The sequence below is a fragment of the Aquimarina macrocephali JAMB N27 genome (genome assembly GCF_000520995.1).
Lineage (GTDB): Bacteria > Bacteroidota > Bacteroidia > Flavobacteriales > Flavobacteriaceae > Aquimarina > Aquimarina macrocephali.
The window spans coordinates 99751-125459 of sequence record NZ_JACA01000013.1 but is presented as its reverse complement, the minus strand read 5'-3'; the positions used below and the strand labels follow the sequence as shown (position 1 = coordinate 125459).

Sequence of the window (25709 nt, the reverse complement as noted above, 5' to 3'; positions counted from 1 at the left end):
ATAACCCCTACATCATCCAATTATTTTGAATGAATGTAAGGGTTACATTAATCTATTTTATGAAATCAAAATTGATTTGCTATAATTACCGTTATTGGTCTGAATCTGATATACATAAGGGCCAGTACTTAGCCTTGTATTTGCAGATAGTTTTACATCAATAACATGCTCTCCTTCTGTTAACACCTCATTTCTTAAGGTAGCTACTTTTTGCCCTATCACATTATAAAGCGCTATATCTACATGAGTGGTTTCTGGATTTGCAATATTTATATAGGTTTGACTATCACTATAGGTAACAATGTGAGTGATTCCTTCTCCATCGATAGGAATATTAGGATTAATACCTGAACAATTGAACCCTAAGTCTAAGGATTCAAAGGAGCCGTCCAGAAGGACTCTTCCTACTGTGTTTTCATCAATACACAACCAATCTTTCATTACGGTAGCATAAACCTGCCTGAAATCTGTAGTGTTAAATACATTACCTCCACGGGTTAAGTTCGATAAATCTGGATGTTCCCCAGCAAAACCATTTCCGTTAAGGGCAGAACCAAAAAACATGGTTGGTGCTGCAGTACCATGATCTGTTCCCAGAGATCCATTTTCTCTAAATCGTCTACCAAATTCAGACATAGTCATAGTAAGTACTTTATCATCCCATCCTGCTGCGGTAAGATCTTTATAGAAGTTACTTACTGCTTCAGAAAATGAATTAAGAAGCTCCTGGTGTCTTTGTATTTGATTGTTATGAGTGTCGAACCCACCTAGAGTTACTAAATATACTTTGGTTCCCAGATTTCCTTTGATTAATCTGGAAATAACACTTAATTGTCTACCTAGGCTATCATCGAGATACCCGCCAAAATCAGTAGATCGTTCGTATGCTGCACTAATTACATCGGCATAAGTAAATGTAGTGTTTGTAACTTCTCTAAGATGTCTTACTCTGTCATCATAAGTACATTCTCCAAGACCATCTGTACTATATGAAGTCCCATTTTCTGCAATCTGTAGTAATCTTCTGGGATCAGAAACGGCAAAAGAGAAATCATTCTCTGGCCCTTTAAAAATTAAGTTTCCTATACTTCCTATCTGTATAGAAGGAGGACTGGCTGGTGGGTTAAAAATATAATCGGGGTAAATTTCCTGAAAATATCTTCCCATAAAACCAGTTCTGTCTTCTTCTTCTAGATTGGTATTAGCATAGATATCAGAACCTCTAAAATGAGATAAAGATGAATCTTCGTAGCCTACACCATGAACGACTCTCATTTGACCATCACCCCAAACACTTTCTAATTTGTTCATTGGTTTTGGCATAGCATAATCATCATCAAGCGTAATAAATTCACTTGGAGGAATTTTTATAAGAGGTCTGGCATTGGCATAAATATCATAATCATAAACAGGTATAATGGTATTAAATCCATCATTACCTCCTTGTAACCTAACAAGAATTAGAATATTGTCATTTGGTGCCTGGCTAAGGGCTATTGATAAAGGGGAAGGTCGTGAAACCGAAAGAGGAGTGTTCCCTAGCATCATTGATCCTCCACCAACAAGGCCTAATGCCTGAAGGAAAGATCTTCTGTTCCATTTTATATGGTCTTCTGTATTACAAGACCCGTCTTTTTTTATATTTTGGGAGTGATTAGTTTCGCACATAAGATTTCTATTTAAGTTGGAATTCAGGGATTTCTGCAATGTAATCTAGTAGAGCAGCAAATTGCTGAGGTACTTGAGGAAAACCTAAAGTCCACGTACCATCTTCATAATAATTGTCAGGGATACCATCAATCTTAAAAGCTCCTAAGGCTTCAGCAAAAGTAATAGCATCATCAATCCCTCTTGGAAAGAAATAATTTAGAATAGTTCTTACCACAAGATCTACATCTGCAGTAGAGACTAGGAGATTTCCATCGCTTTGTTCACCAATTGGCATTCCTACCACAAAATCTCTGAACTGATCTTGATTTTGGGTCCATGCCCGGCTTACAATATATCGAATACTTTCCCAGCGACCGATCAATAAATCGGGGCTAATCCAGTCGTCATCACCTTGCCAGCCTTCAACATCTATGGGGTTTAATACATCTTGCCCCAATGTGCGTACTGTATTTCGGTAAAAATCGATGTGATCTACGTCTGCAGGTAGTGCAAATCCTAATTCATTAAAAAAACTTATGTTTAAATCACAAGGGCTTTTGATAATTGCCCCTATAGCTTCTATATTAAAAAAATGTTCACTTTTAAATAATTGGCGAAGTACTGCTGCTATTTGATAACCGCTTGTAATAAAAGTTTGCACCATTTGGGCAACAATAGCATCATTACAAGTAGGGCTTACAAAATAGGTGTACAGTTTTGCACAAATAAAGGTTGAAACTTGATTACTTCTTTGTTGAAATAAAATATTAACAACATCGTCATAGGTCCAGTTTCCGGTTTGACCGAAAATAGTTTTGGAGTCATTACTAAACTGCCCTGGATCAAAAAGAACATCTCCCCAGGTGATATCATTTGTATTGACATATCCGGTTAGCGCTTTTGCTGTTTCCTGAATATCATCTTCTGTATATGCATTGTCTACACCAAGGGTAAAAAGCTCATATAGCTCTCGGGCATAATTTTCATTAGGCCTATCCCTTATATTTTCATCGCCGTTAAGATATACCAACATGGCATTCGATATACCTATATCGTATACAAAATCCCTAAAATTCCCCAATGCATGCATTTGAAGAAGATTATAATACTGAGATTGATATGCGGGGCTACGATAGGTGTCATCTTCGGTGACAAAATGGTTGCTCCAGAACAATGTAAGACGCTCTCTTACCTTATTTTGAATCAAATCATTTATCATTTGATTTTTTCCTTGGGTTCGATAGAATCCAATATCGTTATTTGGGTTAGCTGTCTCGGCAGCTTCAAATTGATCTCTATTCCATAAACCCCATGCTGGAGGAGGAGTGGCATTTAGAGCAATAGCATTATCGATAAGCTGATCAACCAATGCAGAAGGATTGTTTTGAGCCAAAGCAGCCAAAACCTCTGCTTTTGATGCTCCAAAAGCAATTCTACGATACAAATGATTTATTTTGCTTACGTTCCAGGGGTTTCCTGGAGAAGGCACATATTCTGCTAGGGAAGCAAGATTACATGAAGTATCCGACATCATAGGCAATAGGGTTTAAAAGTAGAGTAACGGGGACAAAATTCCTTACAATATAATAGATTATAACGAAAGTATTTGTTAATTAGTATTGTAAAATAGAAAAATTAAGAAAAGAATCATAAGAAATAGTTGCGACTACCTGTAAAATAAATGCTTTTTGTAAAGAGAATTCTATTTGACTACAATTAAAAAAATAAAAACTGATAACTAAAATGCGAAAGCCCGATTTTGTTAAAACAGGAGATAAAATAGCTATTGTTTCTACTGCAAGAAAAATTAACCTAAAAGAAATAAAAGAAGCTATTGCAATATTAGAAACATGGGGGCTAGTAGCTATATTAGGTTCGACAATAGGAAAAGAAAATAATCAGTTTGCAGGATCAGACCGAGAACGAGCATCTGATTTTCAAAATATGTTAGATGATAAGGAGATTAAGGGAATATGGTGTGCAAGAGGAGGGTATGGAACTGTAAGAATCATCGATAAAATTGATTTTTCAAGTATTCTGAAATATCCAAAATGGATTATAGGATATTCTGATGTTACTGTGTTACACTCTCATCTGCATACATTAGGTATATGTTCGTTGCATGCTCCTATGCCAATAGATATCCATAAAGGAACAGAGGCATCGATGGTTTCATTAAAAAATACTGTTTTTGGTGAAAAAATTAGGTATAATATTCCTTCTTCTAAAAAAAATATTCTGGGAAACTGTAAAGGTCAGTTAATAGGAGGAAATTTATCTATTTTATATTCTCTATGTGGTTCTGCATCTTCTTTGGATACTTCTGGTAAAATTTTATGTATAGAGGATCTGGATGAGTATCTTTATCATATCGATCGTATGTTGCAAAATCTTAAACGTAACGGGTATTTTAACAACTTATCTGGATTGATTGTTGGAGGAATGACCAAAATGCATGATAATAATGTTTCCTTTGGCAAAAAAGCTAAAAGGATTATTCTCGATAGTGTACAGGAGTATGATTTTCCGGTGGTGTTTAATTTTCCAATGGGGCATGTTGAGGATAATAGAGCTTTGATTATGGGTGCAGAAGCTTTTTTACAAGTTCATAAGGATCAAGTAACATTAGAATATATATAAGTATGGCAGAACATAATGCTCTTGGTAAAAAAGGAGAAAAAATGGCGGTTGATTTTCTTATCAAAAAAGAATATACTATTCTGGAAAGAAATTATAGGTATCTGAAACATGAAGTTGATATTATTGCCAGAAAAGACAATACTGTGGTTGCTGTAGAAGTAAAGACGCGAAGCACACCCGAATTTGGTAATCCTCAGGATTTTGTAAAACCTAAACAAATACAATCTCTGGTCAAGGTCATTGATTATTATGTTACTGACCAGGATTTGGATGTAGAAGTACGTTTTGATATCATCGCTATTATAAAAAATAAATTGGGCACTAGGATAGAACATCTGGAGGATGCATTTTATCATTTTTGAGAATACTATGCCTTTATAAAATTTGTAATCCTTGAATATGAAATAGAGAGGAAAAAACTCAGTAATTAAAAAAATAAGGGGCCACTTTATAAGCCCCTTAAATTATTTTATTATTTTGGATTGAGTTTGTCTATTTAACAACAAACTTTTTTATTAAACTTCCTTCTGACTTAATAATATATATGCCTTTTGTTAAATCGGAAATATTAATTTCAGAAACACTTTGTGTAGAGATTTCTTTATGAATAACTCTTGTTCCCTGAATGGTATACACATCTATATTGGTTTTTTCTTGTATGGCATCATTTATTCGAATATTTAAAATACCTAACTCATAATTTGTATACAGAGATAAATTTGTCTGAATATCGTTTTTATTTTTTACTGTTGAAATAGAAGTGAATTTAAGCCTTTGGTTATTACCACCATGATACTCATAAATGCCAACATTTGCGTTATTGTTTACTCCAAAGGCATCTATGGACTTCTGACTTCTAGAATCTATAACCTTATAAATATTTGAGCCAAGCGAATTTATTTTCCATTTTTGATTTGCCCCTCCGTGATATGTGTATAGCCCTATATTGTCACCATTGTTTTGTCCAAAAACATCCAAAGATTTTCTGCTATTTACATTTATTATTTTGTATATATTATTACCTAAATTGGTTACTTCCCATTTTTGTAAACCGCCTCCATTATAGTTATTGATTTGAACATTAGAACCATTAGAATCTCCTTGAGCAGTCAAAGCTTCTCCATTGTGCTCAAAAGTGATTTTGTAAGTGCCACTTGTAAGAGTACTATTATTGACAGTTATAGAGTGTTTACTTATTCTTCCTAGGATGTCTTCTAGTATAATTTCTACAACACTTCCTGAAGAAGCCGATATTGATGAAGATCTAGTTTCTGGGGCAATTACGGATTTTACGATGCTACCATCTACTTTGATTGTATACTTAAATTGAGGAGTTGAAGATACAGGTACATTCCATGAAATATTTGTAGAAGATACGGATTGTATTGAAAATGAAATAGAAGGATTTGATGGCGTAGAATTTGTATCAGTATTAAAGGTAATAGGAGGATTACCAGAAAAGCTTGGTGATGTATTACCTCCACTTTGCATAAAATAGATTCCACCATCAACCCCTGCATCTACAGCGTTGGTGTAATTTGACGATCTGGGTTCTACATTTCGGTTATAAGTACCTTGGCCCATGGGTACCCAGATTCCATTTGTTTTTCTTTTAAAACCATCTTTCATTTCAAAACGTCTTTTATGGATTCCGGTACTAAGCCAGTCTTCCAAAAAAGCATTTGTAGTGCCATTAAATGTTACTCCGCTAACTGGATAATTCATTGTGACCATATGATACCATTTATTTTGAGAATCCCTACGAATCCAAAAACCAAAATATGTGTGAGAACCTACATTCCAACGACGAGTTACTACAGTATTCCATTCATTAAGATTCCATCCAATAGTAGGATTCATAGATTTTAACCCTGTTCCTTCACCTCCAAAATTTTCAATAATTGTACCGGGACCAACATAGTCGGCAGTAATGGTCTGTCCATTACTGGGATCCCAAATCGAATAAATAAAGACATGTCCTTTATCTGGGGAGTCCTGAAAACCACAGTATGCGCCTCCTTCACTACCCGCATTCCATTGCATTGTACAATAATAGGTAGCGTTGGTAGTGATGGTTGATCTTACGGTTTTCATAAGGATATCACCTGAGCCATTATCATTCGCTCTAAAATGAGAAGACGGAGCAGAGTTTTGCGCAGAAGAAAAATTAATTATCGAAATTAAAACTAAAAATAATATTGTGTTTTTCATAATATAAAGATTGTTAAGTGTTAGTTGGTTTTATGAAGACATTTTTAATGTTCTGATGTTGTTCAAATATCCTTATAATGATTTAGTAACATGTGGATATTTTAGTCATATATCTCTAGATTTTCGGAATTTTGTGATTAGAATCTTAATACTATGGTTTGAAAAAAGACATATGCTAGCTTAAGTAGATTGTATTAAACCCTTGTCTTGATTGAATATATCATTATGGAGTAGAAGGAGATAGGTTATATATTGTTTCTCTTTTAAAAGTGCGATATGATCCATTCGGTCGAAAAGTATAAGATAATGTGATAGTTTTGTAGTACACAATAATTATTTGTTAATGCAATCTTTCGAATTTATTGATCTTATACTTTTTTTTGGAATTAGCCAAGGTGTTTTTTTGGCGGTTACTCTTCAGATTATTAAGAATAAGAATAAAGCGGCAAACAGAATACTTTCTATAATGTTAATGCTTTCTGTTTTTATGCTTTTGGGCAGAATGATTTTTTTTAAGTTCTTGACTATAAGATTGTTTCAATGGTCTATTCTTATTGATTCGGTAATTTTCTTATTTGGGCCGCTATGTTATATGTATAGTAGACGATTGATATTTTTTAAAAATGATACGTTTAGACTTTCTTGGTTTCACTATATACCTGTTGGTTTTCATCTTTTATTTTCGTCTTACATTTTTTCTTTTCAAGTAGATGATTTTTCAGATAAGTTATCGTCAGGATTTTTTAGAATACCTTTTTTAATTATTGAAGGAGCTGGGATTGTTTCTAATATATACTATTGGGTTCTTAATGTGAAAATTTTGAAAATATATATTCGTAAAGAGAAAAATCATGTTTCTTATACTCAAAGTTTGGTGTCGTTTTTCAAATTTTTTCAAATCTCAATCTTTATTGTTATTACGGTTTGGATGATCAGTTTTATCTCAATGAATTTTTTTAATTATTCTATAAAGTTTATTAATTATAACTCGGTTTGGAGTACAATTTCGGTATTCATATTTGTGATCGGATATTATAGTCTTAAAGAACCAGAATTGTTTAGGATACCGTTTCATAAAGGAAAAACAAAATCACAACAACGCATACCTCAAGATCAGATTATTTCTATAGGAAAAGAACTAAACAGACTCATCGAAAAAGAAAAGATTTTTCTAAAATCTGATTTAACGCTTCGTGACCTCTCTCTAAGATTACATACATCTACTCATAATATTTCATGGTATCTCAATCATGTATCAAAAAGTAACTTTTATGATTATATTAATCATTTTAGGATACAGGAATTTTTATCGAAGATAGATAATAACGAACACCTTCATCATACTATACTTGCCATCGCTATGGAAGTAGGGTTTAATTCGAAATCTACTTTTAACAAGGCCTTTAAATTAGAGGTTAAGGATACGCCAAGAAATTACATTAAAGGATTAAAGGCCGCTTAAAATAAGTGTGAATTGATCCAAACCGTCGATTTTTATGAAGTGCCTATATACTTTAGAGCAAACTTAAAAATCATTCAACATGAAAACATGTATTAGACACATTAGTATAAAAGCATTGATGCTTTTTGTTTTATCCTCAATATCAATCACACTAATTTCTTGCTATGGAGATGGGATTGATCCAGACCTTGAGGTAGAAACCGTGGTTTCTCCTTTTTTTGGTAATGATGCTGTTAGTGTAGATAAAGATGGCAATATTTATGTCTCTGAGTTTGGTCAGTTTGCAGGAGCAAATGGTAATGGAACGAGAGTTTTTAAAATATCAAAAAATGGTGATGTTACAGAATTTGCATCAAACTTAACGGGTCCATTAGGGAATGCAATTGACCTACAAGGTAACCTGTATGTTGTTAACAGTAGTGGTGGTGGATCAGGAGAGATTCTTAAAATTACACCAGATGGTACACAAACTGTAGTGGCAACCATTAGTGGTTTCCCATCTGGGCTAACTCTAGATCATGATAATAATCTATATGTATCAAATTTTGGAACTCCAACGGTTCATAAAATCACTACAGAAGGAGAAGTAACCGTGTATGCATCAGATCCAAAATTAGCGGGTGGTGTAGGGATCGATTTTGATCGTAAAGGCAATCTAATTGTTGGCAATTTTGCTACAGCAGATATTTTATCTATAGATCCAGAAGGAAATGTTTCTCTTATTACGACTATTACCGATGCTGTGATTAATGGCTTTGGAATTGGGTATATAACTGTTATTAGAAATACGATTTTTGCTACGGGCATTGGGGTACATAAGATATTTAAAGTTTCTATGGACGGTACAATAGAAGAATTTGCTGGTACCGGAGATGCTGCTCAAACGGATGGATTACTTAAAGAAGCTTCATTTAATGGCCCTAACGGAATTACCTCTGATCCATACCATACAGCGATGTATATATCAGAATTTGGAGGAACAGGAGGAGTGAGAAAAATTAAATTTTACTAAAACATCAAAGATGTTAGGATAAGACTCATTAACACTTCTATTTTGAAATAAATATCATAAAATAAGCCCATGCAAATAATGTATGGGCTTTCTAAATTTTTTATAACACTTAAGATGAGTAATAAAGCTGATAAAATTAGACTTTTCATAATGTTAAGGTTTATGGATAAAAAGATGTATTAAATCGTAGACGTATTTAAAAAGATTTGAAGGAGATTCGGTTTTGTTGATTAATAAAGAGATTGATGCATTGTATTCTGGGAATAGTACAAAGATTGATGTTGCTCCTGTTGCCATACCGGCATGATGAAATATCTGAACCGGATAGTTATCTTTAAAAACAGATTCCGATGCATGACTCCGCCAACCAATGGCATAACTTTGCTCATTTATTTGTCCATTTGTTAAGGTCACTGGTTGCGTAAGGGATTGTACAGTTTCTTTGTTTAGAAGTTTATAATTTAGAAATGCATTTCCTAAGGTAACAAGATCTGTTGGAGTTGCTATAAAACCACCACCAGCCCATTTATTGCTGTTGTTTACCTTGTATACTTCTTTGTATTCATTGTTTTCTACTTCATAGAATTTTGATAGATTTTCTGTTTTAGAGGAAAATTTTTCAACATCAATATCTATACTTAAAGGCTTAAATACAGAGGTTTTCATAAAATCAGGAAAATCCATTTTTGCAGCTCCTTCAATCATTGCACTAAGCATGGTATAGTTATAAGTACTATAGCTAAAATCTGTACCAGGAGAGAATAATAAATCATCATTATTGAATACAGCGATACTTTCTTTGATATTAGGGTATTCATCATTGTTGTAATATTCCCAAATAGGGAAACAAAAACAGGTTCCGTAGTTACGTATTCCCGATGTATGAGAAGCAAGTTGTTTTAATGTTATCTCAGAAATACTTTTACTTGCATATGGGACAAATTCTTTGACTTTAGAATCAAAGCTTAGTTTCTTGTTTTGGAGAAGAACTCCTAACCCAATTGAAGTCACAGCTTTTGAAGTGCTTCCTATTCTAAATTTTGTTTCAAGATTTGCTTTAGTTTTCTTCTTGAGGTTTGCATAACCAATGGCATTAGCCCAAACTATTTTTCCGTTTTTACCAACGGCAACAGAAATTGCAGGTGTTTTTATATGAGTGAATATATCTTCAAGAAGACTGTCCGCTTTTTTTGAGATTGAATCTTGATGTTGTACTACTGGTTGTAATTTGGTGATTTTAGGAAGAGAAGACCATCCAGAAGTATGAACAAAAATTGGTTCTAATAGATAAAATAATAATGGAATAACTATTACCAAAATAGATATGATGCAGATTTTTTTCATACTGATATTTATTTAAAATTTGATATAGGAATTTCTGTCATTGAATTACTATTCGATGATTGTATAAAATATTTAGAGAGTGTTTTTAAGAATTAATCAGGTGTAATTTCTTTTTGCTTAGCTTTTAGCATTTGAGAAACTTTGTAAAGCACTATGATTTCTAGAATAATGGTAGGAGTAAGTAAAACTACTCCAACAAGAGATAAAATAATGGTAACCATAAAACTATACGTAATAATCTCAAAAACACCGGTTACAATAGCGAGTGTCCCTAATCCATTTTGCAGACGTAACACCGATATCCCAAATAATATCCCAATAACACCGTAGGTCACTGCTTCGGCTCCAAGAACGAACTGATAATTAAAATCAACAATATATAGGGATAGAATATCATAGATATAAAATAATACTCCAATAAAAATAAAAATGAATGCAGTAATCCGTAATAGATAGTTTTTGAAAATCTTTCCGGTAAGGATGAATCCTCTAGTAAATAGAATAATTGAAGTTAATATGCTTATTTTTAATAGAATATAGACAATATCATTTGTAACCATTTCATCTTCGGTATACCGATAATAATCTACAGCGATTTCTGCAAATCCAAGAATGAAATATACAATCCCACTGATCCATGCGATAGAAAGTTGTTTGACTAGAAAACTAACTTCTTTGCTATCATCTACATCGAGAAGAAATAATTTTTTAAACTCTTTAGCAACTCTGGAATCTTCCATTTGGATTTTCTCGAGATCATAATCCATAGCAGATAGAATTGTCTTTATCGTATAGCTTCTGGGGATTACTTCCCCGGCTTCAATACGTTGGATCGTGCGAACACTAATATTACATTGTTCTACCAGTTCTTCTTGGGTAAGTCCTTTAGATTTTCTGAGTTCAGAAATTTTCTGACCTAATTCTGGCTGTTTCATGATTTGATTAATTTTCATTTTGTTCAGCAATATTAGTTCTCAGAAATAGGTTCTCAAATTTTTTGGTTCGTATTTCACCCGTCATTAGCCCGACAATCCAAGTATAGCAATACTTTTCAAGGGTTTGTGAAAGAATTTACAGAATTCGAAATATAGGGATTATTCTATTGAATGTGTTATGAATTTTTTTAGAAATTACTTTTTATAGATAATATACTTGTGTTTTTCAACACTTTTAAGGTTGGAGGTAGTGGCAGTTATGCTAATAGTAATTCCTGTATGTTTTAGGAAAGTGTATTAATTATTGGTGATGATGATAAGGCATTGGTGGTTATGTAAATTATTGATTGATTTTGAATACAGATTAAGAACGTTTAAGAAATACTAAGCTATTCTTATTTTTAGTGTCCTTAGATAACTTTTAACTTCGATGTACATTGCTTCTTTACTGTATACATCATCAATATTGTTAAAGCAATGATACCCAAAAGAATAATTCATAGAAAATTCTTCTATATCGATCAATTCTGGATTGTTTTTGTAATTTTCTATTTCTTCTGTAAACCTTCTCTTTAGGTTTGAATAATTTATTGCATACAGTTTATTAGTATTAAGATCATCTATCAATTGATTAACTCGATTATTTATCTTTTGTAATTGTTTCCAGGGATCTTTTAAAAAACTAAATTCTTCTCTTACGTTCATAATCAATGTTGGTTTATTATTATGATAAAATTAAAAAATATATACCTCGTTAAAAGGTATTTGTCGATAAAACACATTAAAACTGTCGTTAAAGTGTTGTTTTTTGTCGGCGAATGGTTTTTGGATTAAAAAAATATAAAATCAGTACAGAAATTTTAGATTTCCATAAAACAGAGTAACATTTATCTATGTTAAGACATTTATATTCCAAAGGTGTTTTACCATAGAAAACAATATCATGAAAAAATTATTATTTTTAGCTTTACTGGTCATTACCATTAGTTGTTCAAAAGATGATGAACCAGTACTTAATTCAGATACAAATAACGAAACCGATCCTGTAAATGACAGTATTACTTATTTTACTTTAAAGGTAAATGAATTTTATATTGGTGAAATAGTGAATTCGGGTTACCTTATTCTTAATGATAACGAGGGAAATGTTTTGGCTCACACCCAAATAGAAAATAATAAAGAATACGTTTTTAAAGCAAAAAGAGGAGAAGAAAAAGAATCTTTTACAGTTTCTAGATTTATGCACAGAAACAGAGAGTCTTCACAAGTTAATTTTTTGAGATCGTTTTTTAATATTAAAAAAGGAACAATCTGGAATTTTGAAGGTTTTGATACTAGTAGTGTAATCACTAACAGAGAAGGAACAAACAAGGGTTCGAAAAGTTTCTCCTTGAAAATTCAAAATATTAGCGGACATAATAGCGTTCAGATATCGTCAACCCAAGGTGGTATTAGCAGTTCCTCTTCTGAAACTGCCAACTCAATAGATTATGATCCTATTTCATTCAATGAGAACCAGAATAAATTTTTAATTACTGTCCATTTTGAGTCAGAAAAATCAAAATATTTTTTTATCGATAAAGTACAAGATCAACAAGAAATTATTGTTGATGGAAGTGAACTAAAAGAATTCGATTCGTATATTCCTATTAATTTACCAAATGACGGTAATACTTATTCTAAAGATTTGAGTGCTAATCTTGCGCCAGAAGAAAGATTTTCAACAACTTGGTTTAGCAAAATTGAAACCGAGGCAGCGTCTAATTTTGGTGTCTTAGAGAGTTTTTATAATTTTTCTATTAATATACATACATCGAATACTGTAGAAAACTATAGTTATTCCTATACAAGAAAATCTCCTAAGCTTGAGACTGTAACTATTTTGCCGTACAATACTGATTTCAAACTAATCAATAGTTCTATAAACGCTTTTGAGTTTACAGGGAATCAAAAATATAGTTCAAAATTATCAAGGTGGTCACATCGAATAAGCGATTTTGTAGAGAAAAAATTTCGTTATGATAGTTGGAGTTTCCAAAGTAATGAACATGTATATCAAACTACGCCAAAACTACCACAGGAGTTTTTTGATCTCTATTCTCATTTTAAGGTAGAAGATTTGGAATATGAAGAGACCATTTTTTCAAACGGTTTTACTTATGAAAATTTTTTCGTAGATGTGAACTCTTCTGAAAATGGCGATACGAAGTTTACAGAATCATTGACTTTTAAAAATCCTGATTACAACAAGTCTTTTAAAAAGAATGAAGATTTTGAAAAAATGATTAAGGAGCTTCAAAACTATAATTATTAGTTTTGTCAAACCTTTTGATACTTTTAAATAACATGAGTTCGACAGAAAATTACATCGAACTCATGTTATTTATTGTCATTACGCTTCAATATCAATCTTAGGTTGTAACGGTCGCAATACTTGCAGTGCTTTATCTACAGTGATAACATTTTCAAAAGTTAATAATAAGCGTAACCCGTTTCTAGTGTTCTTTTCTTTCATTTTACAAATCCCAGGGTTCTGTTGTACAAATTGTAATACATATGTAAATGCCGGACTTTGATAAAAACCAGATTGTTGATCACTAATAAAATAGCCAATCAACTTATTTTGTTTCATGATAATTTTTTCTAACCCAATAGATGTAGCTATCCATTTTATTCTAACCGAATTTAATAAATCTATTGCCTGATCCGGTAATTCACCAAAACGATCTACTAATCGTTTTTCGTACTCCTGCAAGTCTGATTCTTCTTTGATCCCATTAAGTTCGGTATATAAGCTAAGTCGTTCGGCAATATTATTGATGTAATCATCAGGGAATAACAACTCGAAGTCGGTATCGATCTGTGTGTCTTTTAGATATACTTTGTCTGTTGCTTCTTCTTTATATAATTCTGCAAACTCGTTTTCTTTGAGTTCTTCGATGGCTTCATTAAGGATTTTTTGGTATGTTTCGAAACCAATTTCATTGATAAATCCACTCTGTTCTCCTCCTAACAAATCTCCTGCTCCACGAATTTCGAGATCTTTCATGGCAATATTAAAACCACTTCCTAGTTCTGAGAATTGCTCTAGTGCTGTAATACGTTTACGAGCATCATCGGTCATGGCAGAATAAGGAGGAGTGATAAAATAACAAAATGCTTTTTTATTACTTCGACCTACACGCCCTCGCATCTGATGTAAATCAGAAAGCCCAAAATTATTGGCATTATTGATAAAAATGGTATTTGCGTTTGGGACATCTAATCCACTTTCTACAATAGTGGTAGAGATCAAAACATCAAACTCTCCGTTCATAAAAGAAAGCATAAGACTTTCTAGTTTTTTTCCTTCCATTTGCCCATGGCCTACACCTACCTTAGCATCCGGAACTAATCGTTGTACCATTCCCGCAACTTCCTTAATATTTTCGATTCGGTTATGAATAAAAAACACCTGGCCACCTCGCTGGATTTCATAACTTACGGCATCTCGTATTGTTTCTTCACTAAACCGTATCACATTGGTCTCAATAGGGTAACGATTGGGAGGGGGAGTGGTAATGGTTGATAAATCTCGTGCTGCCATAAGGCTAAACTGTAAGGTTCTTGGGATTGGTGTAGCGGTTAAAGTTAAAGTATCTACATTTTCTTTTATGGTCTTGAGTTTATCTTTTACCGATACCCCAAATTTTTGCTCTTCGTCAATAACTAATAATCCGAGATCTTTAAATTTTACATTTTTGTTAACCAGTTGATGAGTCCCAATAATGATATCTACTTTACCTACGGCTAGATCTTCGAGGGTCTCTCTTTTTTGTTTTGCCGAGCGGAAACGATTTATATATTCTACAGTTACCGGGAAATCTTTAAGACGTTCTCTAAAAGTTTTTGCATGCTGAAAAGCAAGAATTGTAGTTGGTACCAAAATAGCTACTTGTTTCCCGTTATCAACAGCTTTAAATGCTGCCCGAATAGCGACTTCGGTTTTACCAAAACCAACATCTCCACAAATAAGACGGTCCATTGGGCGTTCACTTTCCATATCAGCTTTTACTGCTTCTGTAGCAGTACTTTGATCGGGGGTATCTTCATATATAAAAGAAGCTTCCAACTCATGTTGTAAATAACTATCTGGATTGTACTGAAATCCTTTTTGCAGTTTCCGTTTAGCATATAGCTGAATCAAATTAAAGGCAATATGCTTTACCCGAGCTTTGGTCTTTTGCTTAAGCGTTTTCCAGGCTTTAGAACCTAATTTGTATAGTTGTGGAGGTTTACCATCTTTACCATTAAACTTTGAAATTTTATGAAGCGAATGAATACTTAGATATAGTACATCTCTTTCTCCATAGATTAGTTTGATAGCTTCTTGTTTTTTGCCTTCTACATCTATCTTTTGTAATCCACCAAATTTACCAATCCCATGATCGATATGAGTTACATAATCACCTACATCCAGATTAGTAAGTTCTTTTAGAGTGATCGCCTGTTTCTTGGCATATCCATTTTTAAGATTAAACTTATGGTAACGTTCGAATATCTGGTGATCGGTATAGCAGGCAATTTTACGGTCGTGATCAATAAACCCTTGAAAAGCAGAAAAAACAATGGTTTCATATTGTTTTACATCAAGATCTGCATCGTCAAAAATATCATGAAAACGCTTTGCCTGTTGTTCACTTACACAGAAAATATAATTCTTATAGCCTGTTTCATGATTTTCATTCAGGTTTTTGATCAGTAAATCGAATTGTTTATTGAAAGAAGGTTGTGGTTTGGTATCAAATTTTATGGCATAATCTGCTTTGGTAATGGGGCGGTTACCAATTTCGATCAATGTAAAATCTAATAATTGCTTTTTGATACTCTCTGAAGTAGCAAAAAGCTCTGTTGGAGTACCGTGTTTGATATCCTTAGAAAGTGTCTTGAATGCTTCTTCTGCTTTTTCAAAATTCTTATCAATTCTGGCAGAAAGAAGGTCGATGTCTTTTGTGACAATTACAGTTTTTGAGGCAATATATTTTAAGAAACTCTCTCTGGTCTCCTGCAATGCTTTGTTCTCAACATTTGGGATGATAGAGATTTTTTTGATTTGATCTGTAGATAGTTGAGTTTCTACATCAAAACTTCTAATACTATCAACTTCATCGCCGAAAAATTCGATTCTATAGGGCTCGTCATTGCTAAAGGAAAACACATCTACAATACCTCCGCGAACCGAAAATTCTCCTGGCTCAGTAACAAAATCTACTCTTTGAAACTGATATTCGAATAATACTTCATTTATAAAATCAAGAGAAAGGGTATCATTAACATTAATTTTTAAGGTATTTTTTTCCAGTTCTTTTCGGGTGACTACTTTTTCGAATAATGAATCGGGATATGTGATGATTAATGCTGGTTTTTTCCTAGAATTGATACGATTAAGCACTTCGGCTCTTAGTAGTACATTTGCATTATCGGTTTCTTCAATTTGGTAAGGTCTACGATAACTCCCGGGGTAAAAAAGTACATTTTTATCCCCCAGTAATTGTTCGAGATCATTGAGGTAATAAGCAGCCTCTTCTTTGTCATTAAAAATGCAGAGAAATGGTTTTTCGGCTTGGGTAAAGCTGTTTTGAATAATAAATGATAATGATGATCCAACACCACCTTGCAGATGTATTTTTGTTTCGGACTGGGCAATAGCTTCTCCCAGTTTCTGCAATTGCCGAGACTGTGCAACAATTTGCGAGATTAAATTTGCACTCACGTAATGATATTTTGTAGCAAATATAAGAGCTATTCGATTTCTGGCAAAAGGATTTTAAATTTCTATGTTAAATTGTAATGCGTGAGGGATAGTAGCGGTATCCTTTTGTTTGCTATATTTTGCAATTCAAGCTGTTGTGTTCTAATGCATAATTCGGGTTTAAAACTGTTTGGGGATTTTTTATAAACAAAAGATATAGCAGATAGCCCGACCGGAAGGGCACGCCAAAAAACTGTTTTAACTTACATTAACCAAATTGTGCTAGTAATCGATCAAAATCTGTTTCAGAATTATACACATTCGAAGAAACCCGTATGGCATTACCGCGAAAAGAAATAAAGATATTTTCTTCTTTTAGTTTGGTTTTTAATCTTTCTAAATCTATATGATCTGGTAAATAAATACCGAAAAGATGATGTGCTCTATAATGATCTTCTTCGATAAAACAACCTAAGTTTCTAAGATGTTGTATCGCAGTTGTAGAGATTGTTTTACAATATTCCTGGATAGCTTCTGGTGACCACTCGATCAATTGTTCTAAAGCGCGAATCAACATCGGGGTTAATACAAAGTTGCTAGATTCACCAACCGAATATCTGGCGGCCTTTTCCTTGTAGCGATCTTCATACTGGGTCAATCCAGTAAAATCCTCGCTATTATAACGGTTCATCCAGTTATGTTCTATAGGTGTTCCTTCATTAAAAGCATCACTATAATATGCTACTCCGGTAGAATAGGGACCAAGTAACCATTTATATCCTGCACAAATCAAAGCATCGGGCTTAATTTCTGAAACAGAAAAAGGAAGGGCTCCCACACTTTGCGTTCCATCAATAATTAAAAAAGCATTTACATCTTCAGTTTTTGCGCGTATCGCCTTTAGGTCAAATAACGTACCGTCTGCCCAATGCACATGTGGCATCGCTACAACAGCAGTTTTTTTGGTAATCGTATCCAGGATATTCTGATTCCATAGTGCCCCTCGGTCTTTAAAACTTTTTGGAGGTTTGATTACCGTTATAGAAGCATTATGTTTTTTTGCTACCTCTTGCCAGACATATACATTACTGGGAAACTGCTCATCGACTACTATGATTTCATCACCTGGATGGATAGGGACGTTATTAGCGGCGTTAGCAATACCATAGGATACCGAGGGTATAATAGCAATGTTTCTATAATCAGGTGCGTTGACTAAAGTGGCAAAACGTTGTTTTAATACCTTTCTCTGGGTAAAAAAATCTTCGGGTGTGATTTCATTTGGTTTAGCTTTTTGGATAACAGTGGCAAGACCAACTTCTGTTACAGATTTTAATTGAGGAGCCATATAAGCTCCATTTAGATACGTGATATTATCTGATAGATCAAAGAGGTGCTTTTGATGTTGCATATGTGTGTTGAATATAAAATAGTAAAAGACAGGGGTAGTAGTGCTGTCACCCATGTAAAGGTATACATATTAAGAATATTAGAAGTACTTAAAGAAAGTTAAAACTATCCTAATTATGCATAGTTTTAGTTTCAATACTCTGCAGAATCTCGGTTAGAGATCTTATCATTTTTATGAGAAGAAAAAAAATATCAAAAAAAAATGATTTTTTTTTGCCAGTCCCGAAAAACGAAACTGGCATGTTTTATTATTGCACTATAAAATGATTGCAATGATAACAAATCCAATTTTAAATCCTGATCAGGGTAGGACTAAGTCGGGACGAAATTTTGGACTATGTAGGGTAGGGTTACCCCTTTATTTTTCAGCTATTAGCTGATTTTTTGCAATTCTTAAAATTCTCCCGTGTCTCGGCATGGGAGGGTTTTATTACTGTAATGTACAAAGAAAATAGATTTCTGATTAGATTCTATCGACAATTTTATAAAAATGATGAAATAACAAAAAATATGAAAAACTTTTTACTCGGTACTGTTTTGGTACTTATGTCAACACTTGGTATTGCGCAAACTGCAAACGATGCTCTAATAGGGTATTGGCCTTTTAATAATAATGCGAATGATATTAAAGGGGCTAATAATGGTGTTGTTTTCGGAAATGTCACATCTACGATAGGGAAAGATGGACAAGAAAATACAGCGTATTATTTTGATGGTGTAGATGATTACATTCAAATTCTTACTCCGCAACTTTCACAAATGACTATTGCATTTTGGATAAAACCAGATGGGATTGTCAATGATACTAGATTAATATCTAGCCTAAATGCTAGCTCAACTAATGTTATGGGAATAGGGTATTATGATCAAACTATAAAAGTTTGGGGGCCTACTTGGAAAACTGTTATAGGAGGGTATGATCAAACAGTTCAAGCGAAATGGTCTTTGGTTTGTTTCACAATTGATGCCAATAAGAATATGACAGGGTATTTGAATGGCGTCCCAGGTATGACTGAAAGTTTTTCTGAACTGTCAACTCATTTAGGAATAGGAAAAAAATATTCTCTTAATGGAAATTCTTATGGTAGCGATTTTAAAGGAAGTATGGATGAGTTTATGATATTTAATAGAGTATTGACTGATTCAGAAATTCAATCATTAGCAGGAGGTAATTCAAATACAATTTCGAACGGTTGGATAAGCGATAATTCAAAAGTGTATGTTACAACAGAATCAGTTGGTATTGGGACTGCTAATCCAGACTCCAAACTCACTGTAAAGGGAAAAATCCATGCCGAGGAAGTAAAAATTGACCTAAGCGTTCCTGCACCCGATTATGTGTTTACTAAAGAGTATGATCTGTTAACTATAGAAGAAGTACAACAGCATATTAAAGAAAAAGGACATTTGCCTAATATTCCTTCTGCAACCGAAATGGAGCAAAATGGTGTAGAGCTAGGGGTTATAAATATGAAGCTTCTTGAAAAAATCGAAGAGCTTACATTGTATACTATTGCACAGGAAAAACAATTAAAAGAACAACAAAAAGTAAATAAAGCATTAGAGGATCGATTGAAAAAAATAGAAGGTTTGTTGTTGAAATAAATTTAAAACTTTAAATAATAGAAAAATGTAAGCAAAAACAAAAAGCGAGATCAAAATTACCTCGCTTTTTTACATTTTATATACCAGTCCCGATGAGAGTGGTACGATCCTATATCTTCTCATGGCTTATCGGTGTATCGCATAACTAGAAGACGCAGGTAGTTGTTTTATAAAATTAATAAATGGTTTAAAGTTTAATCCGAATTTAACGTATAAAGTTTTCATATTTTATGATTTTTAAATTATTAATATCTCTTTGGATATAGTATAAACAATTGCCGTGCCAAAAATTTAAAATATCTGTAAAGTCAATAATAACAGGAGTTTACGGAGATTGGTTTTTTGTAAATGAGTCAAGGGAAAGATAGGATACTCAGATTTTTTCTAAAGAATTGATTAATAATCCCAATACAACTAAATTTAAAATCATTGTTAGAATGTTTTAGTCCAGATATATGTTTTTTTTGAATGTTTAGGATACGTTGTGAGATAGAGTAGAGTAGTTATTGTTTTTTGTCAAATTCACTATAGTTTCGAGGTGTAATAGATTTTCTATTCCATAATGTGGGTTTAAATTAAAAAATGACAATTATTAATTTTAAAAGGTATATAGTTTAGTTATATTTGCGGCAAATTAAACAAAAGTATACAATGTCAATATCTGATTTATTTGATAGCGGATTTCAGAAAAGAAACCAGGACCATTTTGCAGCAATTGTAAAAATAGCAATGAGTGATGGAGTGATTACTGACGAAGAGAAGACTTTTTTAGATAAATTAGCCACCAGACTGGGTATTTCTGAGAATGATTACAAGGAGATTTTAAAAGATTATAGTACACATCCTATTAATCCTCCTACAAGTTATGAAAGAAGACTTGAGCGATTGTATGATTTGTCTAGAATGGTTTATGCAGATCATGTAAAGGGTGAAGGTCAGGTAGTTTTATTAGAAAAACTGAGTATTGGGTTAGGGTTTAATCCAGAAAATGCAAAATACATAGTTGATAAAGCTTTAAATCTGGTTGATCAGGGAGTAGACAGTGATACTTTTGAAGAAGAGGTTAAAAATATGAATAGATAACGTATCTATTTTAAATGATAAAAAAAGGCAGCTTAATCGGCTGCCTTTTTTGCTATTTGTTTTGTGATTTTATAGATCAATTCTTCCTGCTCAAAGGGTTTTGCTATAAAATCATCCATCCCGGACCGTATACATTTATCTCTAGCTACATCATTAGCTTTACCAGAAAAACCAATAATAGGTATTGCAGATATAAATTTATCTCCATAATTATTTCGAATCATATGCGTAGCCTGATACCCATCGATTTTAGAAACTGTAAGGTCCATTAAAATCAAATCATACTTGCGCCGTTCTATATAATTAATAGCCTCTTCACCGTTAATAGCAATATCGACAAAAAAGTTACCTTGCGAGATCAATACCTTCATAATTAGGTATTGTGTTATTTCTTCATCTTCTACTACCAGGATTCTATATTTAGTTGCACTTTTTGGCAATGTATATTTTTTCTTCTTTCGTTCTGGAGCTGCTTTTATAATCTCAAACTTAAATGGAAGCTTTATATTAAATGTGGTCCCTTTTTCGGGTTCACTGGTTACCTTTATTTCTCCGTTTAAGAGGTCTACCAGGTTTTTTACTATTGCTAGCCCAAGTCCTGTGCCAGAAATACGTTTATCGTGATCAAAACGAGTAAATCGCTCAAAAAGATAGGGGATGTTTTCTTCCATGATACCAATCCCGGTATCTTCAATTTTAAAATTAAGACTTAGCTTATTGGTACGTTGATAATTTTTGGTTACCGAAAGAATAACCTTTCCTTCTTCGGTAAATTTAAAAGCATTGGTGAGGATATTATTTAAAATCTGATATATTCTGGTTCTGTCTCCGATAAGATATTCCTGAATGCTGGGATCTATATTAGTCTCAAAAGTAATTTGTTTTTCTTCTGCTACTTTAGAATAAGACTCACGAAATCCATCTATTAAACTGTAAAAAGCAAAACGTTCTTCTACAATTTTTAGTTTACCAGATTCTATTTTAGACAGATCAATCATATCATCTATAAGTGCGTTAAGATGAAGACTTTCTCTTTTTATAATTCTGGCAAGTTCCTCTTGTTCGAAAGTTAGTTTGGTTTTCTCCAGGACTTCTACAAAACCTAATATACTTGTGAGAGGAGTTCTTATCTCATGATTGATATTAGCAATAAAACTATTCTTAAATTCTTCTTTTTCCAGAAGATATTTGTTCTTAAGTTCTAGCTCTTTGGCTAATAAAATTGATTCGTTTTTTTGTTGTGCAATTTGATTCAGGTCTTTATATTTTCCTGTGTAATCAAAAAGAATAATTATGATTTCTTCTTTTTCAAGAGTAAGTGTGATGTCGCAAATTTTTTCTGTTTCTCCATCTTCCAGATGAATACAAGGAAAGTTTAATGCTTTTTTATCAGAAGAGGTATTTTTTTCAAATTCTCGCAGGATTTCAAAAAAGGGATGGGCATCAAAAATTAGTGTACCTTTTTTCCAATTAAAAAAAGTAGTATCACTTTCTGTAATGATACTATCATAAGTAACATGGATAATTTGTACTTGTGGATTAAATTGCGAATGGTCGTTCTGATGTTTTGTCATACTCACTTGGTTATTTCATCTGCTAAATCTAAAAAGAAACTCTCGACATTTTTATTTGTTTTAGCACTGGTTAGACCATCAAAAGGAATGTTTTTTGCTGTAAGTTGACTTCTAATTTCTTTTTCATTAACCAGATCGAGTTTATTACCTAATACTCTGGCGGGTACTTTTATGTAGTTTTCTTTAAGGTATTCGAGATCCTTAGTAAGGGTTGCATATGTTTCTTCTCTGGTAAGATCAAAGACATAAATAAAGGCGTGTGATCCCAGAAGGTATGATTTTCTGGTATCTTCTATGCTAATAGAATGCCCTTCTGTATCCCAGATGATCATAGATAACTCTCTGCCATCGGGCAGTTGTATCACTTTCTTTTTTATTTGGACTCCAAGGGTTACCTTGTATTCTTCAGAAAATTCGTTGTCCATAAAACGTCTGAATAGAGACGTTTTTCCGACACCAAAGTGTCCCAAAAGGACTACTTTTTTAGACAATTTCATCTGCAAAATGTTTTTTTAATTTTTTAGTAAAAATGGTACTGTTTTCTAAATCGTTGCTAGAAATATTATTCTTGGCAAAATCTATAATCTGATCTTCAAGAACTTCCTTAAACATCATAGTATATGCTCCAGAAATTACAGCAGCTACATAATAAGAATAAAAATTTTGTATGTGTATAGTATACAATTCATACTCTATGAGTTCTAAATTTTGATTTCCTCCTTCAAAAGCATCTTCAACAAAACTTTTTATTGCTGTAAGCATTCCGGCAACCATTTCTTTATCTATAGTACCTTCTGATAACGGGCTGTAATCTGCAAGTAATATGCCAGAGTTTTTTTCGATAACAAACATTTGGATTAGCCTTGGTTTTGCATAATCTGTAATCGCAAGGTCACCATCACTAACTCCTTGAACCTTAGCTTTAGTTCTACGAAACCAGTTTCTAAAGGAAAAAGCTTTTTTTGTTTTTCTACTGATGTTTTCGCTCAATAATTTCATTTCATGAGCGATGTATTTCTTGATCATTTTACCAATGATAGGAAATAATGCTTCTACCACGGCATCTTGAGAGTTCTTAATTTCTTCTCGTAACGTTTCTGTAATAGTTGGTCCTAAGGTTTTAGGGATTTCCTGTACAAATTCCTCTAGTTTATCATCAATAATAGGATCAACTTTATGGGAGAGTTCTTTTTTTTGATGAACAATTTTGGTTAAATCATCAACTTTTTGAGCAATGGAGTCAGCAAATTCGTGTTCTTCTGTAAAAAGAAGTTCTTTAAGAATTTTAAGTTTATCCTGCTCTTCCATAACTGTGGATAGATTGGATTATTTTTGGTTGATTTTTTCACCAAGGTTGATAAGAAGATCTCCCAACGTTTTTTTATCAACTTTTTTGGTATCCAGCATATCAGTTTTATCAGCTAAATTATCTTCTAATTCGGTGATTCTAATATTTATATCTGTACTTAGATTGTCAATTGCTTGATTTAGCTCTTTACGCGTATCATCGATAAAGTCTTCAAGTTCTTTCTTTTTTGAAGTAATTTCTTTTTTTACTTTCTCAAACTCTGAATTATAAGCAGCAATATTTTCCCCAAAGATCAGATTCTTTATTGCTTCTATTTTTGAAGAAGGGTCATCAGCAACTTTTTCTTCAACAGCTTTATTTTCTTTAGCCATTTTAATCGGTTTATTAGATTCTTAATTTTGAACTTACGTAAAATTAACATAAAAACGTTAAAAAAGCCGCTATAATGGCGATAATGTTAATTTCATCAATTCAAAATCCTATTCTTTTAAAAAGATTGTGTTGTACGTTTTACTTTTAATTTGGGGTGAGGGTATACGAAGTTTTATAAAAATACAAATATTCGATATACAAGGATAGTAAAAAATAAGGTTATTTTGATCTATTTAGACTTATTTCATAAATGACTCTACTTTTTCAACCATATTTTTACTACCACAAATAAAAGGAGTACGTTCATGTAGTTGAGTTGGTTTAATATCCATAATTCGTCTATATCCATCACTAGCTTTACCACCTGCTTGCTCGGTAATAAAAGCCATAGGATTGCACTCGTATAAAAGCCGAAGTTTTCCATTAGGAGATTTTGAAGTATTTGGATACATATATATACCTCCTTTTATCATATTACGGTGAATATCACTCACCAGAGAACCAATATATCGAGAAGTGTATGGGCGATCCTCTTTTTCTTCCTGGCAATATTTGATGTAATCTTTAATTCCTTGTGGGAAATGAATATAGTTTCCTTCATTTACCGAATATATACTCCCGTTATCCGGAAATTTCATATTTGGATGTGATAAGTAGTATGTTCCCAATGCAGGGTTTAATGTAAAACCATTAACACCATGACCTGTAGTATATACAAGCATAGTAGAGGTCCCATAAATGATATATCCTGCTGCCACTTGTAAATTACCGGGTTGTAAAAAATCATCCAGAGTTACAGGAGTTCCCGTAGGGGTTATCCTGCGATAGATCGAGAAAATGGTTCCCACAGAAACATTAACGTCTATATTAGAACTTCCATCCAAAGGGTCCATAAGAACCACATAATTATTACGATGGTCGTTTTTTTGCCCTTTTATAGTAATGAATTCATCGTTTTCTTCAGAGGCAATTCCACATACAATTTCTCTATTTGTAAGAGTGTTGATAAAGGTCTCATTAGCCAAAACATCTAGTTTTTGCTGATCTTCACCTTGTATATTGGTTTCTCCGGCAGCTCCTGTAATATCTACTAACCCTGCTTTATTTACCTCATGATTCACCATTTTTGCAGCTAATCGAATTGAGTTGATCAAACGAGAAAGCTCTCCGCTTGCATACGGAAAATCATTTTGATTCTCTATGATAAATTCTCCTAGGGTCTGATTTCTTCTTGTCATTTATGGTGAATTTTATTTGCTGCAAAAGTATTATTTTTTAGGCAACTATAACGTTTTCGGGAGTTTTAATTATTAAAGTTCATTAAGAATTATAAAAACACATAATGTGATTGCATAACATTAGAAAATTGTC

20 protein-coding genes are annotated in these 25709 nt (G+C 32.9%); 7 read left to right on the top strand and 13 right to left on the bottom strand.

Annotated features, from left to right (window positions below):
• Positions 1-57 precede the first annotated feature (57 nt).
• Positions 58-1668, bottom strand: coding sequence for a DUF1501 domain-containing protein (locus tag Z054_RS0110005; protein ID WP_024769931.1), 1611 nt, complete (start codon positions 1666-1668; stop codon positions 58-60).
• A 7-nt stretch (positions 1669-1675) separates the two neighbouring features.
• Positions 1676-3184 carry a DUF1800 domain-containing protein gene (locus Z054_RS0110000; RefSeq protein WP_024769930.1) on the bottom strand — a complete coding sequence of 503 codons (1509 nt, stop codon included), beginning with the start codon at positions 3182-3184 and terminating at the stop codon, positions 1676-1678.
• A gap of 209 nt (positions 3185-3393) precedes the next feature.
• Between Z054_RS0110000 and Z054_RS0109995 the strand changes: the two genes are divergently transcribed.
• Both Z054_RS0109995 and Z054_RS0109990 read left to right on the top strand, forming a co-directional pair.
• Complete coding sequence (locus Z054_RS0109995; RefSeq protein WP_024769929.1) at positions 3394-4290, top strand: S66 peptidase family protein; 897 nt, start codon at positions 3394-3396, stop codon at positions 4288-4290.
• Between the two features lie 2 nt (positions 4291-4292).
• The gene (locus Z054_RS0109990) at positions 4293-4652 is read left to right on the top strand and encodes a YraN family protein (RefSeq protein ID WP_024769928.1); all 360 of its coding nucleotides are present in this window, start codon (positions 4293-4295) and stop codon (positions 4650-4652) included.
• A 130-nt stretch (positions 4653-4782) separates the two neighbouring features.
• On the opposite strand, the gene Z054_RS0109985 is transcribed toward Z054_RS0109990, so the two are convergent.
• Complete coding sequence (locus Z054_RS0109985) at positions 4783-6501, bottom strand: DUF3472 domain-containing protein (protein WP_024769927.1); 1719 nt, start codon at positions 6499-6501, stop codon at positions 4783-4785.
• 343 nt (positions 6502-6844) lie between these two features.
• On the opposite strand from Z054_RS0109985, the gene Z054_RS0109980 reads away from it, so the two are divergent.
• The gene (locus Z054_RS0109980) at positions 6845-7963 is read left to right on the top strand and encodes a helix-turn-helix domain-containing protein (RefSeq protein ID WP_024769926.1); all 1119 of its coding nucleotides are present in this window, start codon (positions 6845-6847) and stop codon (positions 7961-7963) included.
• Between the two features lie 79 nt (positions 7964-8042).
• Complete coding sequence (locus tag Z054_RS0109975) at positions 8043-8975, top strand: virginiamycin B lyase family protein (RefSeq protein ID WP_024769925.1); 933 nt, start codon at positions 8043-8045, stop codon at positions 8973-8975.
• A 153-nt stretch (positions 8976-9128) separates the two neighbouring features.
• On the opposite strand, the gene Z054_RS0109965 is transcribed toward Z054_RS0109975, so the two are convergent.
• The 3 genes from Z054_RS0109965 to Z054_RS0109955 all read right to left on the bottom strand — a co-directional run bounded on the left by Z054_RS0109965 (position 9129) and on the right by Z054_RS0109955 (position 11959).
• Positions 9129-10319 carry a serine hydrolase domain-containing protein gene (locus Z054_RS0109965; RefSeq protein WP_024769924.1) on the bottom strand — a complete coding sequence of 397 codons (1191 nt, stop codon included), beginning with the start codon at positions 10317-10319 and terminating at the stop codon, positions 9129-9131.
• A gap of 92 nt (positions 10320-10411) precedes the next feature.
• Positions 10412-11272, bottom strand: coding sequence for a helix-turn-helix domain-containing protein (locus Z054_RS0109960; protein ID WP_024769923.1), 861 nt, complete (start codon positions 11270-11272; stop codon positions 10412-10414).
• A gap of 366 nt (positions 11273-11638) precedes the next feature.
• Positions 11639-11959 carry a hypothetical protein gene (locus Z054_RS0109955; protein WP_024769922.1) on the bottom strand — a complete coding sequence of 107 codons (321 nt, stop codon included), beginning with the start codon at positions 11957-11959 and terminating at the stop codon, positions 11639-11641.
• A 238-nt stretch (positions 11960-12197) separates the two neighbouring features.
• Between Z054_RS0109955 and Z054_RS0109950 the strand changes: the two genes are divergently transcribed.
• On the top strand, positions 12198-13568 hold the full coding sequence (locus Z054_RS0109950) for a hypothetical protein (RefSeq protein WP_024769921.1): 1371 nt from the start codon (positions 12198-12200) through the stop codon (positions 13566-13568).
• Between the two features lie 78 nt (positions 13569-13646).
• On the opposite strand, the gene mfd is transcribed toward Z054_RS0109950, so the two are convergent.
• Positions 13647-17006 (bottom strand): transcription-repair coupling factor, encoded by a 3360-nt coding sequence (gene mfd / locus Z054_RS0109945; protein WP_024769920.1) that lies wholly within the window; start codon positions 17004-17006, stop codon positions 13647-13649.
• A 247-nt stretch (positions 17007-17253) separates the two neighbouring features.
• Entirely contained in the window at positions 17254-18396 is a 1143-nt protein-coding gene (locus Z054_RS0109940; RefSeq protein WP_024769919.1) for an aminotransferase class V-fold PLP-dependent enzyme, read from the bottom strand.
• 509 nt (positions 18397-18905) lie between these two features.
• On the opposite strand from Z054_RS0109940, the gene Z054_RS30080 reads away from it, so the two are divergent.
• Together Z054_RS30080 and Z054_RS0109925 are read left to right on the top strand one after the other, a co-directional pair.
• A complete protein-coding gene (locus Z054_RS30080) occupies positions 18906-20000 on the top strand; it encodes a LamG domain-containing protein (RefSeq protein WP_161635273.1) in 1095 nt (364 codons plus the stop codon).
• Positions 20001-20651: 651 nt separating this feature from the next.
• Complete coding sequence (locus Z054_RS0109925) at positions 20652-21083, top strand: tellurite resistance TerB family protein (RefSeq protein ID WP_024769917.1); 432 nt, start codon at positions 20652-20654, stop codon at positions 21081-21083.
• A gap of 32 nt (positions 21084-21115) precedes the next feature.
• Here Z054_RS0109925 and Z054_RS0109920 read toward each other — a convergent pair whose 3' ends face one another.
• The 5 genes from Z054_RS0109920 to fbp all read right to left on the bottom strand — a co-directional run bounded on the left by Z054_RS0109920 (position 21116) and on the right by fbp (position 25576).
• On the bottom strand, positions 21116-22657 hold the full coding sequence (locus Z054_RS0109920; protein ID WP_024769916.1) for an ATP-binding response regulator: 1542 nt from the start codon (positions 22655-22657) through the stop codon (positions 21116-21118).
• Between the two features lie 2 nt (positions 22658-22659).
• Complete coding sequence (locus tag Z054_RS0109915) at positions 22660-23154, bottom strand: Rab family GTPase (protein WP_024769915.1); 495 nt, start codon at positions 23152-23154, stop codon at positions 22660-22662.
• Entirely contained in the window at positions 23141-23965 is an 825-nt protein-coding gene (locus Z054_RS0109910) for a hypothetical protein (RefSeq protein WP_024769914.1), read from the bottom strand. The genes Z054_RS0109915 and Z054_RS0109910 overlap by 14 nt, the downstream gene beginning before the upstream one ends.
• A gap of 18 nt (positions 23966-23983) precedes the next feature.
• Positions 23984-24337, bottom strand: a complete 354-nt coding sequence (locus Z054_RS0109905) for a fructose 1,6-bisphosphatase (protein WP_024769913.1) — start codon at positions 24335-24337, stop codon at positions 23984-23986.
• Positions 24338-24577: 240 nt separating this feature from the next.
• Positions 24578-25576 (bottom strand): class 1 fructose-bisphosphatase, encoded by a 999-nt coding sequence (gene fbp / locus Z054_RS0109900; protein WP_024769912.1) that lies wholly within the window; start codon positions 25574-25576, stop codon positions 24578-24580.
• Positions 25577-25709 lie beyond the last annotated feature (133 nt).

Coding starts and splice junctions, on each gene's coding strand:
- Z054_RS0110005 (WP_024769931.1), bottom strand. CDS start 1,668: ATGTGCGAAACTAATCACTCCCAAAATATAAAAAAAGACGGGTCTTGT.
- Z054_RS0110000 (WP_024769930.1), bottom strand. CDS start 3,184: ATGATGTCGGATACTTCATGTAATCTTGCTTCCCTAGCAGAATATGTG.
- Z054_RS0109995 (WP_024769929.1), top strand. CDS start 3,394: ATGCGAAAGCCCGATTTTGTTAAAACAGGAGATAAAATAGCTATTGTT.
- Z054_RS0109990 (WP_024769928.1), top strand. CDS start 4,293: ATGGCAGAACATAATGCTCTTGGTAAAAAAGGAGAAAAAATGGCGGTT.
- Z054_RS0109985 (WP_024769927.1), bottom strand. CDS start 6,501: ATGAAAAACACAATATTATTTTTAGTTTTAATTTCGATAATTAATTTT.
- Z054_RS0109980 (WP_024769926.1), top strand. CDS start 6,845: ATGCAATCTTTCGAATTTATTGATCTTATACTTTTTTTTGGAATTAGC.
- Z054_RS0109975 (WP_024769925.1), top strand. CDS start 8,043: ATGAAAACATGTATTAGACACATTAGTATAAAAGCATTGATGCTTTTT.
- Z054_RS0109965 (WP_024769924.1), bottom strand. CDS start 10,319: ATGAAAAAAATCTGCATCATATCTATTTTGGTAATAGTTATTCCATTA.
- Z054_RS0109960 (WP_024769923.1), bottom strand. CDS start 11,272: ATGAAAATTAATCAAATCATGAAACAGCCAGAATTAGGTCAGAAAATT.
- Z054_RS0109955 (WP_024769922.1), bottom strand. CDS start 11,959: ATGAACGTAAGAGAAGAATTTAGTTTTTTAAAAGATCCCTGGAAACAA.
- Z054_RS0109950 (WP_024769921.1), top strand. CDS start 12,198: ATGAAAAAATTATTATTTTTAGCTTTACTGGTCATTACCATTAGTTGT.
- Z054_RS0109940 (WP_024769919.1), bottom strand. CDS start 18,396: ATGCAACATCAAAAGCACCTCTTTGATCTATCAGATAATATCACGTAT.
- Z054_RS30080 (WP_161635273.1), top strand. CDS start 18,906: ATGAAAAACTTTTTACTCGGTACTGTTTTGGTACTTATGTCAACACTT.
- Z054_RS0109925 (WP_024769917.1), top strand. CDS start 20,652: ATGTCAATATCTGATTTATTTGATAGCGGATTTCAGAAAAGAAACCAG.
- Z054_RS0109920 (WP_024769916.1), bottom strand. CDS start 22,657: ATGACAAAACATCAGAACGACCATTCGCAATTTAATCCACAAGTACAA.
- Z054_RS0109915 (WP_024769915.1), bottom strand. CDS start 23,154: ATGAAATTGTCTAAAAAAGTAGTCCTTTTGGGACACTTTGGTGTCGGA.
- Z054_RS0109910 (WP_024769914.1), bottom strand. CDS start 23,965: ATGGAAGAGCAGGATAAACTTAAAATTCTTAAAGAACTTCTTTTTACA.
- Z054_RS0109905 (WP_024769913.1), bottom strand. CDS start 24,337: ATGGCTAAAGAAAATAAAGCTGTTGAAGAAAAAGTTGCTGATGACCCT.
- fbp (WP_024769912.1), bottom strand. CDS start 25,576: ATGACAAGAAGAAATCAGACCCTAGGAGAATTTATCATAGAGAATCAA.